Here is a 17,428-nt window from a genome sequence, read left to right on the forward strand (position 1 = left end):
CGTTTAATAAGCGGGAATCTCATTGTTTTGGTAACTTACACGATAGTTTTTGAGCTGAATTAAATCATCAAGCGCCCATATTAGACTTTTCCAATCAATTGCACTATTCACACCAATAACTTGCGCGAAATTGTCGCTATTCCAGTCAGTATAACTCGCCACAGGCAAAGCAGAATCTACAAAATGTAAATCATAATAGAGACTTAGTTTTGAGCCACTATAACCAATCACTTGTCCTTTAATCACAAAATCGCCTTTTTGCACGACCGCCTTACCCAAATGCCTATAGCTTGATGCGAATCCATAAGAATGCTGAATCTGCACGAGATGATTTTCACTTCCTGCTACACGCACTGAATCTACAATGCCATTTGCAGTAGCATACACGGGTGTGCTTTGATTGAGTGTATAAGCTGAAGTATTTTTGTGAGGGAAAGTCTTTGAGGCAAAGCTATCCACAGGGTCTCCATTAGGAATAATTTTTAGAAGTATATCTTTTTGTGAAGATGTGAGTGCATCGAAATCTATGTCTTGGTTATTATATACCTCGTGATTGCGCTTGGAAACATTGACGATGTTTTCAAGTTCATTGATTTTATTATTGACTTTGAGGAGCTCATCTGTCTTGTAGTCGATATCGCGCTCAAGCTCACTATTTTTTTCATAAATATCTTGGAAGTTCTCGCGCACCTGCATATTGTTCGCCAAAATCACCTCAAGCTCACTCATCAAAAAATGCGCTGCTATGAGATACGATACCACCACTACCACAATACTTGCCACCAAAAATAATGCCACTTTTTGAATCAAGCGATGCACACTAAATTGTCTTGAGCCATTATCATCAATAATAGAAATCATCAATCTATCTTGCACTACATTCCTTTGTATTGTTGTAAAAATAATTCTACCACACTAAAAGAGCCAAACACAAGGTATTGCTCTTCATCGTTTATTTTTCTAAGCTCAAAGTCTTCATACTCTACCCCTAGGGTCTGTAATATATGGACTAATTTCTCCCTCGGACAAATGCGAGTTCGCTCCGCGTAAAGTATTAAAACTTTCTTAATGATTGGCAAAAGCTCACGCAAAATTGCCTCAATATCCTTATCTGCGTAACTATTATACACAAGAATCACTTGTTTTCCGCTAAGATATTCGCACAAAACCTTTGCACCATCAAGATTATGCCCCACATCAAGGACAATATTGCTTTTAAATCTTTCACATCGCCCACGAAGACAAAGTATAGGCAGAGAGTTAAAATCAAAATTCATTCCATAATGCCACATTACGCGCATAGCATTATGGAGATTCTCGCGCAAGAATGACGGGAGCGTGTATCTTTGGCAATATTCCGTAAAATCCTGAGCTTCATCACGCAAACGCTTATCCGCGTGTATGTCCTGCCATAATTCGCATTCTAAGCCCTTTTGTGTGGCTAAATTCAGAGCCAAGTTCTCCACTTCTTTGTGATTTTGCCTCGCAAGAATCACACGCCCACTCATCGCCTTAAGCTTTGTGAGTGCAATTTCCCCCAAGCTCTCGCCCAGCATATCTTTATGGTCTAGCCCAATGAGCGTAAAAACACTTATATCCGCGCTTATCACAGAAGTAGAATCATACTCGCCACCAACACCAGCTTCAAGCACGAGATATTCACAATCTCGAGCGAGAAGCAAGGCAAGGAAGGTCGCATATTCAAAATAACTCGCCTCACGCACAGATTCAATACCCCATAGAATCTTATGCGCTAATTCCAGCTCGTTCTCATCAATATCCCCGCAATAATCCTCCCTACACACAAAAAAACGTTCATTGAAGCTAAAGATATGGGGAGAGCTAAAATGTAACACTCTCTTTTTATGCTGTGCTAATCCCATAGTAAGAAATCTCCCAGTGCTACCCTTGCCATTTGTCCCCATTATGTGGATTACCTTACACTTTTTGTTAAAAATAGTTTCAAAGCCCAGCAGGGGTGCAATGTGCTTGTAAATTCTATGGACACGCATCACATCAAAAGGCGCGTATTCTGCACCCTTGCTTAAAAGCACATCTTTCAGGCTCATTTGCGAGATTTTAGGATTTTGCGATTTTATACAATCTTGCGCATTTCCAACATTCTGTGTTTTTTGCACTTCAACCACCCTTAATAGATACCGCGTTTTGTGTCGTATAGAATCTTATTTTTTCTCATCATAAAATTCCCCATAATACGCCACTTGCGAGATAAATTTATCTAATGCCATATGCGCCGCATTCGCCACAGATTCTAAACGATATTGGTCAAATATGATTGTAGAGGTAAAATCTGCACTATAATCATAATAACCTGTATTGCTCACATCAAAACTCTTACCTTGTGCATTTTCAAAATGAATATCAAGCACAATATTTGTGCGATAGTAGCTCACAAAACCCTGTTGATTGTAAGCCACAGGCGTTTGTGTAATGCTTTTCACATTGATTGTGAGAAAGCTCTGCGCCTCCCTCTTACTCTTTAACCGACTACCAAATCGCTTAATTACCGCATTATTCACCCTATCTTTGATATTTGCGCCCGATTCAGGTATAGAGGAATTAACAATAATATCCACATACACACCATCATTAAAAATACTCTGTGCATAATGGCTCACAGGCTGATATCCACAGCCCACAAAAAGCCACGCAAAAGTGCAAAATACTACATATCTCACGCAAGAAAAAAAATAGTCTTTCATCATTTCACCACAAGATTCACAAGCTTATTTGGCACGACTATTTCTTTCACAATCTCCACATCAACAAGCCATTTTTCAACACTTTGCTTTGCCTTAGCGATGATTTCATCTTTATCTAATCCCAAAGGAAGCTCGATTTCTGCGCGTTTTTTGCCATTAATCGTTACCGCATACACTACCTCATCTTTATGCAACGCCGCCTCATCAACACTAATGGGTGCAAAGTTTGTGAGGTTAAAATATTTTTGGCTCAACTCCCAGCAGATATGAGGCACGATAGGCTCTAGAATATGCAGCAAGATAAAATAACCCTCGCTCCATACCTGTGCATTTTCCTGCTCACTCAAGGCATTAAAAGCCTCCATAGCTGCGGCAATAAGGGTATTAAAAGGATAACCAACCTGCTTTTTGCTAAAAATATCTACGCTTTTTTGTAATGCCTCATACACCTTTTGGCGCGCATATTGCTCGTTTTTGGTAAGGTTTGCGTGAGCAATACGAGGCAAAACCTCACAAGATTCTATATTTTCCGACCTATCCCATAGTCGCTTTAAGAATCTATACGCCCCCTCTAACGCACTATCATTCCACTCAAGCTCCCGCATAGGTGGAGCGGCAAAAAGCACAAAAAGTCTTGCGCTATCTGCGCCAAAGCGCGCGATAATCTCATTTGGATTGACGACATTTCCCTTAGATTTTGACATTTTCGCGCCGTTTTTCAGCACCATACCCTGTGTGAGGAGATTTGCAAAAGGCTCATCAATCTCCACATAGCCCAAATCACGCAACACTTTGGTAAAAAAGCGCGCATACAGCAAGTGCAAAATTGCGTGTTCTATACCACCCACATACTCATCGACATTAAGCCAATAGGCTAAATGCTCCTTATCAAAGGGCTTTTGCACCCACATTGTAGGGGGTGTCGTGTAGCGCAGAAAATACCAGCTCGACTGCACGAAAGTATCCATTGTATCACTCTCTCTTAGAGCCTTTGCGCCACATTTTGGACAAGCACAATGCTTCCAAGTGGGGTGCTTATCTAAGGGATTCCCCTCACCATCAATAGTTACATCAAAAGGCAAGGTAATAGGCAAATTCTCAATCTTTTCAGGCACAATGCCACAAGTTTCACAATGTACCATAGGAATAGGCGCACCCCAATATCGCTGCCTAGAGACGCCCCAATCGCGCAAACGATACATAATCACACCCTTGCCCTTACCCTCTTTCTCAAAAAGCGCAATGATGCGTTCCTTTGCTTCCGCACTGCTTAGTCCATTAAACGCACCGCTATTAATGAGATAGCCCTCCTCAATATCTACTACCGAATCTGCTCCTGAAAAATCCTGTATAGATTCAGAATCTTTATCCTTTGCAAGCACGCATTTAAGCGGGAGATTATAAGCTCTGGCAAAAGCAAAATCCCGCTCATCGTGCATAGGCACACTCATAATCGCCCCGCTCCCATATTCCATAAGCACGAAATTTGCCACCCACACGGGTATTTCCTCATTTGTCAGCGGGTGAATCACGCGCACACCCAAATCAAAGCCTATTTTTTCCCTTTGCGCCCTATCTCGCGCATTTGTGTTTTTAATGGCATTAATAGATTCTATCAGTTTGCAATCAAGCGCGTTTTGGGCGATAAGTGCCTCAATAATGCTATGTTCTGGAGCCAAGGCACAATAAGTAACGCCAAAAATCGTATCCGCGCGAGTGGTAAAAACCTCAAGCCTTGTTATCTCGCCACCCACTTTTTTTATTGAATCTTCGCTCAATTCAAAGCTAAAGCTCAAGCCCTTTGATTTGCCTATCCAATTTCTCTGCATAGTCAGCACCTGCGACGACCAGTGCCCCTCTAAATCATCTAAACACGAAAGCAACTCGTCAGCATAATCCGTAATTTTAATATAGTATTGAAACATCTGCTTTTGCACCACGGGTGTATCACAACGCCAGCATTTGCCCTCTATAACTTGCTCATTTGCTAGGATTGTTTTATCATTAGGGCAGTAATTAAGATAAGCTTCTTTACGATAAATCAGTCCCTTTTCCCACATTTTGATAAAAAATTCCTGCTCAAAGCGCGTATAGAGTGTATCGCTCGTGGCAAATTCCCTCTCTTGCGAAAAACTAAGCCCGAGTGTGGCAAGCTCCGCCCTCATTGTGTCAATATTGCTATAAGTCCAAGTTTTGGGGTGGCTTTTATGCTTTATCGCAGCATTTTCAGCAGGCATACCAAAGGCGTCCCAACCCATAGGGTGAAGCACATTGTATCCGCTTTGTCGATAATGCCTAGCGAGCGCATCGCCTATGCAATAGTTTCGCACGTGCCCCATATGAATCGCCCCACTTGGGTAGGGAAACATACTTAGGATGTATTTTTTCTTAGAATTTATAGAATCTATCTCTTTAGGCTCAAAGCTCTTGTGTTCCTGCCAATAGTGTTGCCACTTGGATTCTATCTCTTTGGGATTGTATTCACTTGCCATATCTCACTCGCTTTCTTTAAATGTAGAATAAAAAAGGCATTATAAATAAAAAGCTTAAATCAGCAAGGGCTTCTTATCTAAGTAATCTTACCTACGCACTTTTTGCTAAAACTTAAAAATTATTAAGAATTCTATATCTGTGCTTTGTCAAGGGCTTTATACAATTTAACAATTCTTGCTACAATTGCAGGTTTATACTAGATTCTATATCACAAACATAAAGGTAAGTAGATTTGACTTTTGATACGACAAAGATTCTCAATAAGACTCTACCATTTCTAAAAAATTTCTCACAAAGCAAGGAGATGATTGTTGTCATCTTTATTATGCTTATTGTGAGTATTATTGTCGTGCCGCTACCTAGTCAAGTGCTTGATTTTTTATTAAGTATCTCTATTGCACTCTCTTTACTTATTATTTTTATCACACTCTATGTAGATAAAGCCACAGAATTTTCTGCTTTTCCTACAATTTTGCTTATCGTTACACTCTATCGCCTCGCCCTCAATGTCGCCACCACGCGTATGATTCTAAGCGAGGGGCATAATGGTGTGGAGGCGGTGAGTAGTATTGTGGCTGCATTTGGGCATTTTGTCGTGGGGGGCAATTATGTCATTGGTATCATTGTCTTTACCATACTTGTGATTGTGAATCTCATCGTTATTACAAATGGTTCTACACGCGTAACAGAGGTGCGAGCGAGATTTACACTTGATGCAATGCCCGGTAAGCAAATGGCGATTGATGCAGATTTAAATGCCGGACTTATCGGGCAAGAGGAGGCGCAAAGAAGACGCGATGCCCTCTCACAAGAGGCAGACTTTTATGGCACAATGGACGGAGCGAGTAAGTTTGTCAAGGGTGATGCGATTGCCTCTATCATCATTACAATCGTAAATATCATTGGCGGATTCCTTATCGGTGTGTTTGAACACGGAATGTCAGCCAAACAGAGTGCGGAGACTTTTACTATTCTTACTATTGGCGATGGACTTGTGGGGCAGATTCCAGCACTCATAGTTGCTACAGCCACAGGTATCATCACCACACGTGCCGCAAAAAGCTCACAGACAAATTTTGCCGGAGATATTATCACGCAAATTGCAAACAGCGCAAAGATTCTAGTAATTGTGGGATTTATATTAATCCTCTTTGCGCTCGTGCCCGGATTGCCAATTTCACTTGGTTTTGTAGGAGGATTTTTCCTCGTTGTAGCGTGGCTCACAAGCCGAGAGGATTTAAGCAGTATATTTGCCACCATAGAAAAATGGATAAACAAAAAAGATACAAGCGCTGCAACTAGCCAAGAAGCGAACAAGGAACGCGAGATTGATATATCCCAGCATAAAGCCCAAAGAGTGCAAAAAACAGATGAGGAGATTAAAAAAGAAGAGGAAAATATCATCAATGAGGCTTTGAAAGTAGAAACTTTGGAGATTTATTTGGGCTATGGGCTTATCCGCCTTGCTGATGTGAAGCAAAATGGCGACTTGTTAGAGAGAATCCGTGCTATGCGTAAAAATATCGCTTCAGATTATGGATTCTTAGTGCCACAAATCCGCATTAAAGACAATTTGAATCTGCAACCAAACGACTATGTTATTTTGCTTAAAGGCGTAAAAATCGGTGGTGGTTCGGTAATGCCAGATAAATTTTTAGCAATGGATACAGGTATGGTAGGACAGCCCATTGAGGGTATCCCCACCAAAGAACCAGCCTTTAATATGGACGCACTATGGATAGACCCAAAAGACAAGGAAGACGCGATTATTCAAGGCTATAACATCATTGATCCTTCTACGATTATCACCACACATTTGACCGAGCTCGTCAAAACCTATGCGGAGGACTTCATCACGCGTGATGAAGTAAAAATGCTCCTTGATAAACACGCACAAAACTTCCCGGTAGTCGTGAGCGAAGCCTCCAAGATTCCAATGAGCACGATTTTGTATGTGTTGCGTGATTTGCTCCACGAGCGCATTCCTATCAAAGATTTGCCTACGATTTTAGAAAGTATTATTGATACTTATCCGGTTTTGCAAAATGATACCGAAAGTATCGTAGAGCAAGTCCGCGCAAGACTTTCGCGCACAATCACTGATATTTTCAAGGGGCAAGATGATAGCCTCAAAATCTTTACGATGTCTCTTGCTACCGAGCAATACCTCATCGACAGGCTAAAAGAGCAGCCAAATGGCAAAACTTTCCTTTTGCATTCAAATGATGTGCAAAAACTCGTCCAAGCCGTAGAAGAAGAGAATCTCGCACTCTTACAGCAAAAAAATATTATGCCAATTTTATTTGTGGATTATAGAATCCGCAAACCTTTGGTAAAACTACTAGAATCTTTTAATATCAAAAATACTATACTTGGCAATGCAGAAATCGACCCGAATGTTAAGTTTGAAGTGCTCGGCACGATTGACATACAATTTTAAGGATAAATAATGAAAGTTTTTCATCTCTCACACACAGATTTGGACGGCTATGGCTGCCAATTCATCGCTAAAGAATTTTTCACAGACATCACTTTTTACAATGCAAACTATGGCAAAGAAGTGCTCGTGCGTATAAATAGCATACTCGATAGCATAGCACATTCTCACACCGATAACGCCTACGCGCTTTTGAGTGCAAAATTTGGCAAGGTTGCTAAGAATCCACAAAAGGTGGATTCAAATCAAAAATATCTCATTTTAATCACTGATTTGAATCTTACTCTAAGCGAGGCAAATCACCTCTATCAACGCATAGGAGAGCTTAAAATCACAGGATTTGATATAGAAGTTTTACTGCTTGATCATCATATCAGCGGACAAGAATGTGCCGATAAATATCAATGGTATCACCTTGATGATACGCGCTGTGCCTCTAAAATTACTTTTGATACCCTAAGAGAACTTTACCCAATCCTTGATTCTAATCGCTTAGAATGGATTTCAAATCTCACTAATATGATTAACTCCGTGGATATTTGGCTTGAAGATGGCTATAAATTTGACTTTGGCAAAGTTGCTATGGGCGCGATTAGTGGGAGTTTTGAGCTTAATCGATTTATGTTTGACAAAGAGCATAGGGATTATAAATTTGCCATTATTGAATCTATGAAAGAATTTTTAGAATCCCCAAATGGCGAGGTGGATTTTGATAACGCACTCTTTTGCATTAAAAAGCGTATTTTGGGGGGAGACCCGCAAAAGCAAACAATGGATAATATCATCTCTCACGCACAGGTAGAACTCCTTAGCAGCAAAAAAGAGCTTTGTAGTATTCATTATGAGGATAAAAAAGGCTTTTTAAGTTACTCTATGGGAGGCATTAGCGTTTTAGCAAATCTCTTTTTGCGCTTCAATCCCGAGTATGATTTCTATATTGATGTAAATCCGCGTGGGAATGTCTCATTACGCGCAAATGGAAATTGCGATGTGAGTCTTATCAGCAAAGAGTGCTTTAATGGTGGAGGACATAAAAACGCCTCTGGTGGCAAGATAGACGGATTTAAAGAAAGCTTTGCCTATGCAGATATTAAAACGCAAGTAGAATATATCTTAAATAAGGAGGAACACTAATGAGTATTGATGAAAAAGTCGATGACGAATTAGCACTTGAAATGAGCCTTGAGGAAATGGCAATGGAAGTGATTGATATGCTCGGTGTCGCGCTGTATTTTGCCGGAGCAAAAAAACCTCACATAGAAAAGCTTATTGAATTATATTCTTCACAAATGGATAAGTTCTATGAGCTTTTGCCAGAAGATGCTGCCTATGGACGCGATGAGATGATAGAGATTATCAAATCCCTTAAGAATGATTATCCACAATTTTTTCATTCATAAATGGCTCTAAACTAATGGCTACAACTCTTTCGTGTGCAATCCTCTTTAGCGGCAATGGCAGCAATATGCAGCATTTAATTGAATCTTTGCACCATAAAAGATTCAAATCTAGGCAAAAAGATACCGCACAAGAATATGAGATTGAAATAACACTCACTTTGTGTAACAACCCTTCTGCATATGGTATCACGCGCACAAAAAATCTTGGCGTTCCTTGCGAGATTCTCCCTCATAAACATTTTGCAACGCGTGAAGATTTTGATAAAGCAATGATAAATATTTTACATACTCATAAAATTGAATATATCTTTTTGGCTGGATTTATGAGGATTCTTACCCCTGCTTTCACGCAAAAATTTAAGATTATTAATATACATCCCTCTTTTTTGCCTGAATACAAAGGTGCGCACGCCATAAAAGATAGCTTTTACTCCTCTAGTAGTTATGGCGGCGTGAGTGTGCATTGGGTCAATGAGGAGCTTGATGGCGGAGAGGTTATCCTGCAAGAAAAAGTTGTAAAGCTCCCAAACGACAACCTAGAAACTTTTGAGGCAAGAATCCACGAATGCGAATACAGCCTTTACCCCCGCGCGATTTTACACGCCTTAGGATTAAACGAGGCGGTTTCTCAAGATTTTAGGGCAACAGATTCCATAAGAACAGAATCCAAACTCACAGATTCTCACATCACAGAATCCACAAGTTTTTCTCCCGCACAAAGCAAAACTTCCACACACAAAGTTTCACAATGAGTGGCACCATAGAAATACTAAGCACATTTAGCATTTTTGCTCTGCTTATTCTTTTTGCCTCGCCCATTAGCTCCCTTACGCGTATTCCTATTGTTGTAGTGGAGATGATTTTGGGTGCGTTAGCAGGACACTTTTTTGGCTTTATTCACGATATTGAGGAGATTAATATCATTGCAGAAGTAGGCTTTTTATTTTTGATGTTTTTATGCGGCTTGGAGGTAGATATCAAATCCTTTACAAATCTCGGTGCGCCATTTTTGCTCCGTACATTCGCATATTTTTGCATTCTCTACGGCATTGCTTGCATTGTCGTATTGAGCGCAGGACTTTCTTATATCTATATTGCCGCTCTACCTGTGATGAGTCTAGGAATGATTGTGGCACTCATAAAAGACTATGGTAAAGAACAACCTTGGCTTGATTTAGCACTCAAAATTGGCATTTTAGGGGAACTTGTCAGTATCACTGCGCTCGTGATTGTCGATGGGGCATTAAGGCACGGTGTAGGGAGCAATCTCGGGTATAAACTCCTTATTCTCGTGCTCTTTTTGGTATTTGTAATTTTAGGATTTAGAATGGCAAAGGTGCTTTTTTGGTGGATACCGCAGGTGCGCTTTTTATTTTTGCCAAAAGATGATAGTAACTCGCAAGATTTGCGCTTTGTCTTTTTGCTCCTCTTTGGCTTTGTGTTGCTTATGATGATACTTGATATAAAGGCGGTGCTTGGGGCATTTTTAGCCGGGACAATTCTTAGCACGTTTTTTAAACACAAGGCAGAATTGCCACAGAATCTACACCATTTTGGCTTTGGCTTTCTCGTGCCATTTTTCTTCGTGCATATCGGCTCTACGCTCAATCTTGATGCCCTCTTTAGCGACACGGAGATTCTCACTTATGCCCTATACCTTATCATCGGTATGCTTACATTGCGCCTCATTAGTGCAAGTATTGTCTTTGGTAAATATTTTAAAAGTGCAAAATTTACACTCCTTTTTGCGCTAAGCGATTCTATGCCACTTACCTTTCTTATCGCCACTGCTACTTTAGGTAAAAGTATCGGGGAACTCAATGATACGCTTTATACGTCATTTGTGCTTGGTGCGATTTTAGAGGGTATTATTTTTAGTGTGCTTATTAAAATTGTATATGTATTTTGGAAAACACCCCAAAAGGAGAAATAATGCAAAATCCTGCCCCTACTCGCCAAACTTGGAGCTCTAGTCTCACTTATGTTTTAACCGTTGCAGGAGCGACTATTGGCTTTGGAGCAACTTGGAGATTCCCATATCTTGTAGGAGAAAATGGTGGTGGTGCGTATGTGCTTGTTTTTATTCTTGCAATGATTTTAGTAGGAATCCCCGTGATTTGGGTAGAAAATGTCATTGGCAGACGCGCACATAAAAACGCAATTGATGCCTTTGGTGGAGAGATAGAAGGCAAAAGCATTCCGCATATCTATAAAATCATTGGCTATTGTGGCATTGCAGGGGCATTTGGGATTATGGCATATTATATGGTGCTAGGCGGCTGGGTGATTACTTATATCACAAGTATCCTAAGTGGCGAGCTTAATCTCTCCTCGCCCATTGATAAAGAACTTGCCCAAAGCTTTTATAATGCCAAAATAGAGCATAATCCGCTAATGATTGGCATTTGGACAAGTGTATTTGTCGCTATAAATTGGGTAATTCTCAAAAAAGGCATCATTGATGGCATTGAGCGCAGTATGAAATATCTTATGCCCTTGCTTTTTATCTGTTTATTTATTATCGTTATCCGCAATCTTACGCTTCCGGGTGCAATGGAGGGCGTGAGATTCTATCTTTTGCCCGATTTTAGCAAAATCACACCTAAGCTTTTCATTGATGTGCTAGGGCAAGTGTTTTTTGCACTTTCCTTAGGTTTTGGCGTGATGATTACACTTAGCTCCTATCTACAAAAAAATGAAAATATGATTAAAACCGCTGTTGCCACCGGTGTGCTTAATACACTTATCGCACTCTTAGCTGGATTTATGATTTTTCCCTCACTCTTTAGTTTTGGACTAGAACCAAATCAAGGACCAAGCCTTGTATTTCAAACCCTCCCTATTGTGTTTTCACATATTTATTTTGGTAATGTCCTCGCCCTTATCTTTTTCCTGCTTTTAATTACTGCAGCACTTACTACTTCTTTGCCCATTTATGAAGTGATTATTACCGCCTTATATGAAAAGTGTAATATCTCACGCACCAATGCAATTAATATCACACTTGGCTTTATTTTCATATGTGGGAATCTCCCTTGTATCCTCTCTTATGGAGCTTGGGAGCATATCACTTGGAATGGCAAAAATATCTTTGATAGCTTTGATTTTATCAGCGGCAATATTCTCTTTGTGCTCACTTCTCTTGGCACATTACTTTTTGTGGGTTGGATTTTAAAAGATGAAGCAAAAAAAGAGTTAAGCAACAATGGCACACTTAATCCGCACCTTGTAAATATATGGTATGCGTATGTTAAATATATCTTGCCCTTCGTGATTGTGCTGATTTTTATTGCTGGTGTATTTCCCGATACACTCAACAAACTCTTACGCTCATTCGCAGCACTATTGTAGATAAGTTAAGGAATCTTTATGGACACACAGCATTTTCATTCTTATGCCGCATCACTTCAAAGCATACTTGCTACAAATTCCCATAATGAGCATTCTTTTCGCACACCTTTAGAGATATTGCTTAATGCCCTCAAAAATGACGAAAAAATGATGATAATTCACGAGCCAAAGGCTGAAATCGGGCAAGGCAACATTCGCCCTGATTACAAAGTCTATAAGCGTATAGATTCTAAGAGTGAGTTAAGCTACAATGCCCTTATGGGCTTTATAGAGTGTAAAAAATGGGGTGAAGATTTACAATCACACATCAGTGGCAAACAAATTGATAAATATCTCTCTATTTGCCCAAACATCTTGCTTACAAATTATAATCACTTTATTCTTATAAGTTTTGGCAAAAAGATTGCTGAAGCTACACTTTTTTCTTATGGATTAGAATCTCATCTCTTTAGCAAAGAGAAAGATATAGCACAAATTACCACATTTTATAACCTCCTCAATGACTTTTTTAACGCCTCACAAGTGAATATTAAAAGCAAAGCCGAAGTGATTAAAATCCTTAGCACACAGAGCTTTTACCTCTCTCTCAAAATAAGAGAATCTTATCAAACCCAAGAGAAGCGCACGAGCTTTCATAAATTTTTTGAAAAAACTTATGAGACTTTTAGAAATATCACGCGTTATACATTTGAGCTTGAAGATTTTTGCGACATTTTGGCACAAAGCGTTGTGTATGGACTACTTGTAGCGCATTTAGAAAGTCAAAGCATAAATGGCAAAGAATACAAAAATATAGAGATTACACAATTAGAAAGCTTTGTGAATCTTTTGCCTAAAGAGTTTTCACTTCTTAGTGAGTTTATTTACTTCTCTATTCCTAGTTTTTATATTCCAGATTCTGTCGCTTACGCGTTAGAAAACATCAAAAAAGCCATTGCGCTTATTGATAAACCCACTCTTGCAAAAGCCCTCAATACGCAAATAGAATCTATTTCTATTTACCTCTATGAGGATTTTTTAAAGGCTTATGATGAGCTAAGAGGCACAGAAAAGCGCAAAGAGGGCGGTGTATTTTATACGCCAGATGAAGTGGTAAGCTGTATTACCTACTCTTTGAATGAGATTTTAAAAAAAGATTTTGGCAAAGAAAAAGGCTTTGCGGATAAAGAAGTCAAAGTGCTAGATTTTGCCACAGGCACAGGGAGCTTTTTAGCTAAAGTCTTTGAGATTATCTTAAATGAAGAACAAAGCAAGGTTTTTCAAATCGCAAGTATTAAAGATAAATTTTTAAAAGATATTTATGGCTTTGAGCTAAGCTTCGTGCCTTATATTGTCGCGCATATTAAGTTAAGCTCTATCCTTAAAAATGCAGGGTTTAAAGACTTTGATAACGAGCATAAATTACAAATTTTCTTAACAAATACCCTTGATTTAAGCCCAAATGCAGACTATACAATGAGTATGCCTTTAGTTTTGCTTGAAGAACAAGATATTGAGGCTCGGAGGATTAAGCATAGGGAAGAAGTGCTCGTCATTTTAGGAAATCCCCCTTACAACAATAAAAGCAAAAACAATCTTCCCGAAATTACTCGTCTCTTAACAAAATATAAAGAAGGATTAAATGAGACGAAAATAAATCTTGATGATGATTATATTAAATTTATCCGCTTTGCGCAATGGAAGCTTTTAGAGCGCACTGACCCAGACCCAAAAGAAGCACTCCTTTTTGCAGAATCTGCCTACAATGGACTTATGGGATTTATTACTAACAACTCTTTTATTTGGGGGCGCACACATCGCAAAATGAGGCAATCACTCTTTGAAAGCTTTGATAGAATCTATATCATCAATCTCCACGGCGATAGTGAAAAAGATAGCAAAGGTGATGAAAATGTCTTTGATATACGCGTGGGCGTGTGTATCAGCCTCTTTGTCAAATACCCACAAGAGCATAAAGATGCCGCGTCTAAACTTTTCTACTACTCCACCGCAGATAATGGCATTTTTAAAAGAGTGGATAAATACAATCTCTTAAATGAAGTAGCCTCTCAAGGCTTAGATTCTATCCATTGGCAAGAGCTAGAGCCTAAAGAGCCTTATTTTTGGTTTATCAAACGCGATTTGGAAAATGATGAATATGAAAACTTTTGGGCTTTAACTGAAGATAAGGCTTTAGGGGATTCTAAAAGTTTATTTCAACTAGCAGGGAGTGGTATCAAAACAGATAGAGATGAATTATCTATTCATTTTAACGAACAGAATCTCCTGCAAGTGCTAAAAGATTTCAAAGAATTAGATTCTGAAACTATCAAAGAAAAATATGAAGTTGAAGATTCAAATGCTTGGCAACTCCAAAAAGCTAAAGATGATATTAATACAAATCAGGGAAAAAATGTGCTTATTGCTTATCGCCCTTTTGATAAACGCCTTACTTATTACACAGGCAAACAAGGTTTTCTATCTCGTCCGCGTTTTCAAACAGTGCAACATTTTTTACAAGGTGAAAATATCGGAATCTGTTTTACTAAAGATTATTCAGGCTATTATGACGCACCGCTTATAAGTGATTTACCCATTGACATTCACTATAATGGCGGACAAGCCTATATCGCTCCACTCTATCGCTATGAATCGACTACTAATGATGACAAACAAACGCACAAAATAGAGAAAGTCCCTAATTTCACAGAATCTTTTAAGCAATACTGCCAAAGCCATACGATTTTAAAAGATAAAAGCCCCGAGTCTATTTTGTGCTTTATCTATGCGAATTTATACAACCCAAACTATCGCCAAAAATATGCCGAATATCTTAAAATTGGCTTCCCTCGAATCAATTTTGACATCTCTCAAAAGACATTTGACAAGCTAGAATCTTTAGGAGAGAGGCTTATGCGCTTGCACTTAATGCGCCAAATCCCACAAGATTCTAGCATTATGTTAAACTTTAGAAATGATAAGCATAATACGAACTTTACTATCAAAAAACTTAGCGGCAAAGAGCGATATATAAATTCTTTGCTTATCTTAAATGATGATTTGCATATTAAAGGCATTACACAAGAAGTGTATGATTATACTATCGGTGGATACAAGGTGATTGAAAAATGGCTCAATTATCGTGCAAATTATGAATGCTCCAAAGACGAAATACAACACTTAGTAGATGTGTGCAAAATACTCAAGGCTACCATAGAGCTAGAAAAAGATATTGCTTTATGTTAAGAATCTGCTGTGTTTTGTGTCTGTTTATATGTGTAGGTTTGAGCGAGGGTAAAACCTACGCTCTTAGCATTTATGGCACGCCAAAATATCCTCAAAACTTCACACATTTTGATTATGCTAATCCCAATGCCCCAAAAGGTGGCACACTCAAAGGCTTTGCGCTTGGCACTTTTGATAGCCTCAATCCCTTTGTGCAAAAGGGCAATGCGGCTGCGGAGCTTAGCACACTTGTGTATAACACACTTACCATTCAAAGCCTAGATGAGCCTTTTAGCGAATATGGGCTAATTGCAGATTCTATGACAAGGGGGAGAGATTTCATTATCTTTCATATCAATCCACAGGCGAAATTTAGCGATGGTGTGAGAGTGAGTGCAAAAGATGTCGCATTTAGTTTTGAGACACTAATGACTAAGGGCAAAATAGAGTTTAAACGATATTATGCTGATGTCAAAAGCATAAAGGTGCTAAATGAGAATGAAGTAGCGTTTTATTTTAAAAGCGATTCTAACAAAGAGTTGCCACTCATTTTGGGGCAGCTACCCATTTTGCCTGCACATATTTATCTTAAAAATGGCAAAAATACTTTTGGCGATAATCCTTTGGATTTACCCATAGGCAGTGGCGCGTATAGAGTGAAAAAATTTGACCTAGGACGAAGTATTACCTATGAGCGCAACCCTCACTATTGGGCGGCAAATCACCCCACGCAAAAGGGACGATTCAACTTTGATGAGATTATCATCGAATACTACAAGGACGCCTCGGTGGCGCAAAATGCTTTTATGGCTGGAGAGTATGACTACCGCATAGAATCTTCAGCAAAAGTATGGGCAAACGACTATGAGGGCAAGGCAAAAAAAGAGGGAAAAATTATTTTGCAGAGCTTCAAACACCAGCTTCCAAGCACATTTCAAGGCTTTTTTTTCAATACGAGAAATCCTCTTTTTGCCGATATAAGAGTGCGGGAAGCTTTGCTTTATGCGTTTGATTTTGAATGGAGTAATAAAAATTTATTTTTTAATCAATATGAACGCACGAAACATATTTTTAATAACTCCCCTTTTGCTTCCTCTAGCATTCCCACAGGTAGAGAAAAAGAGATTTTGGAAGAATATAAATCTAAGCTTAATCCTAGAATCTTTACCCAAAGCTATATTATCCCCCGCACAGATGGAGCAAAAGTGCGTGGGGAAAATTTAAGAGAGAATCTCAAATATGCAAGAGATTTACTTAAAAATGCGGGATTTTATATTAAAAATGGCAGACTTTATTCACCACAAGGCAAACCTTTTACTTTTGAAATTCTTATATCATATGAAGCTTTTGAGCGTATTTGCTTGCCTTTTGTAAAAAATCTCCAAAAGCTTGGTATTACTGCTACGATTAAAAAAGTAGATGATTCGCAATATATTAATCGTGTGCGGCATTTCAAATATGATATGGTCATTGAGCTTTTAGGGCAAAGCCTTTTTCCGGGCAATGAGCAAAATTACTATTGGAGCTCTGCAGTGGCAGATACAAGCGGGAGCAAAAATTTTGCAGGCGTAAAAGATGCTGTGGTAGATGATTTAATTCAAAGATTATTAAATGCTACGAATGAAAAAGAGCGCATAGCTATTGGCAGAGCAATGGATAGAATCTTGCTGTGGGGATTCTATGCTATCCCACATTTTAATCTGCCTGCTTTTCGTGTGGCATATTGGCGCAAAATTGAGATGCCAAGCATTGCTCCACCCTATGGCATTGACCCATATTTATGGTGGATAAATACCGAGTAAAAATGCTAAAGGCAAGTG

Annotated in this window: 12 protein-coding genes; 8 read left to right on the forward strand and 4 right to left on the reverse strand. The window is 39.1% G+C overall.

Features of this window, described 5'->3' with window-relative positions; genetic code table 11:
• Window positions 1-3: 3 nt before the first annotated feature.
• From BN2458_RS06725 to leuS, 4 genes are read right to left on the reverse strand one after another with little or no spacing between them, the layout of a single operon-like run.
• The gene (locus tag BN2458_RS06725; RefSeq protein ID WP_034343889.1) at window positions 4-876 is read right to left on the reverse strand and encodes a M23 family metallopeptidase; all 873 of its coding nucleotides are present in this window, start codon (window positions 874-876) and stop codon (window positions 4-6) included.
• Window positions 876-2,138: a folylpolyglutamate synthase/dihydrofolate synthase family protein gene (locus BN2458_RS06730; RefSeq protein WP_231944746.1), complete on the reverse strand. Its 1,263-nt coding sequence runs from the start codon at window positions 2,136-2,138 to the stop codon at window positions 876-878. The genes BN2458_RS06725 and BN2458_RS06730 overlap by 1 nt, the downstream gene beginning before the upstream one ends.
• Window positions 2,139-2,183: 45 nt before the next feature.
• Window positions 2,184-2,723 (reverse strand): LPS assembly lipoprotein LptE, encoded by a 540-nt coding sequence (lptE, locus tag BN2458_RS06735; RefSeq protein ID WP_034326715.1) that lies wholly within the window; start codon window positions 2,721-2,723, stop codon window positions 2,184-2,186.
• Window positions 2,723-5,215, reverse strand: a complete 2,493-nt coding sequence (gene leuS / locus BN2458_RS06740) for a leucine--tRNA ligase (protein WP_034326717.1) — start codon at window positions 5,213-5,215, stop codon at window positions 2,723-2,725. Before leuS ends, lptE begins: the two co-directional genes overlap by 1 nt.
• A gap of 233 nt (window positions 5,216-5,448) precedes the next feature.
• Here leuS and flhA point away from each other — a divergent pair, with 233 nt between their 5' ends.
• The 8 genes from flhA to BN2458_RS06780 are packed head-to-tail and all read left to right on the forward strand — an operon-like array spanning window position 5,449 to window position 17,410.
• Window positions 5,449-7,656: a flagellar biosynthesis protein FlhA gene (flhA, locus tag BN2458_RS06745; protein ID WP_034343892.1), complete on the forward strand. Its 2,208-nt coding sequence runs from the start codon at window positions 5,449-5,451 to the stop codon at window positions 7,654-7,656.
• A gap of 9 nt (window positions 7,657-7,665) precedes the next feature.
• The gene (locus BN2458_RS06750; RefSeq protein ID WP_034343894.1) at window positions 7,666-8,787 is read left to right on the forward strand and encodes a DHH family phosphoesterase; all 1,122 of its coding nucleotides are present in this window, start codon (window positions 7,666-7,668) and stop codon (window positions 8,785-8,787) included.
• Window positions 8,787-9,053 (forward strand): hypothetical protein, encoded by a 267-nt coding sequence (locus tag BN2458_RS06755; RefSeq protein WP_034326720.1) that lies wholly within the window; start codon window positions 8,787-8,789, stop codon window positions 9,051-9,053. Before BN2458_RS06750 ends, BN2458_RS06755 begins: the two co-directional genes overlap by 1 nt.
• Window positions 9,054-9,067: 14 nt before the next feature.
• On the forward strand, window positions 9,068-9,805 hold the full coding sequence (purN, locus tag BN2458_RS06760; RefSeq protein WP_064504566.1) for a phosphoribosylglycinamide formyltransferase: 738 nt from the start codon (window positions 9,068-9,070) through the stop codon (window positions 9,803-9,805).
• Window positions 9,802-10,986 (forward strand): cation:proton antiporter, encoded by a 1,185-nt coding sequence (locus tag BN2458_RS06765; protein ID WP_034328337.1) that lies wholly within the window; start codon window positions 9,802-9,804, stop codon window positions 10,984-10,986. Before purN ends, BN2458_RS06765 begins: the two co-directional genes overlap by 4 nt.
• Window positions 10,986-12,404: a sodium-dependent transporter gene (locus tag BN2458_RS06770; protein ID WP_034343896.1), complete on the forward strand. Its 1,419-nt coding sequence runs from the start codon at window positions 10,986-10,988 to the stop codon at window positions 12,402-12,404. The genes BN2458_RS06765 and BN2458_RS06770 overlap by 1 nt, the downstream gene beginning before the upstream one ends.
• 18 nt (window positions 12,405-12,422) lie before the next feature.
• Window positions 12,423-15,629: a type ISP restriction/modification enzyme gene (locus BN2458_RS06775; RefSeq protein ID WP_034343898.1), complete on the forward strand. Its 3,207-nt coding sequence runs from the start codon at window positions 12,423-12,425 to the stop codon at window positions 15,627-15,629.
• Window positions 15,623-17,410 carry an extracellular solute-binding protein gene (locus tag BN2458_RS06780; protein ID WP_081951514.1) on the forward strand — a complete coding sequence of 596 codons (1,788 nt, stop codon included), beginning with the start codon at window positions 15,623-15,625 and terminating at the stop codon, window positions 17,408-17,410. Before BN2458_RS06775 ends, BN2458_RS06780 begins: the two co-directional genes overlap by 7 nt.
• Window positions 17,411-17,428: the final 18 nt, after the last annotated feature.

The organism is Helicobacter typhlonius, from assembly GCF_001460635.1.
GTDB lineage: Bacteria > Campylobacterota > Campylobacteria > Campylobacterales > Helicobacteraceae > Helicobacter_C > Helicobacter_C typhlonius.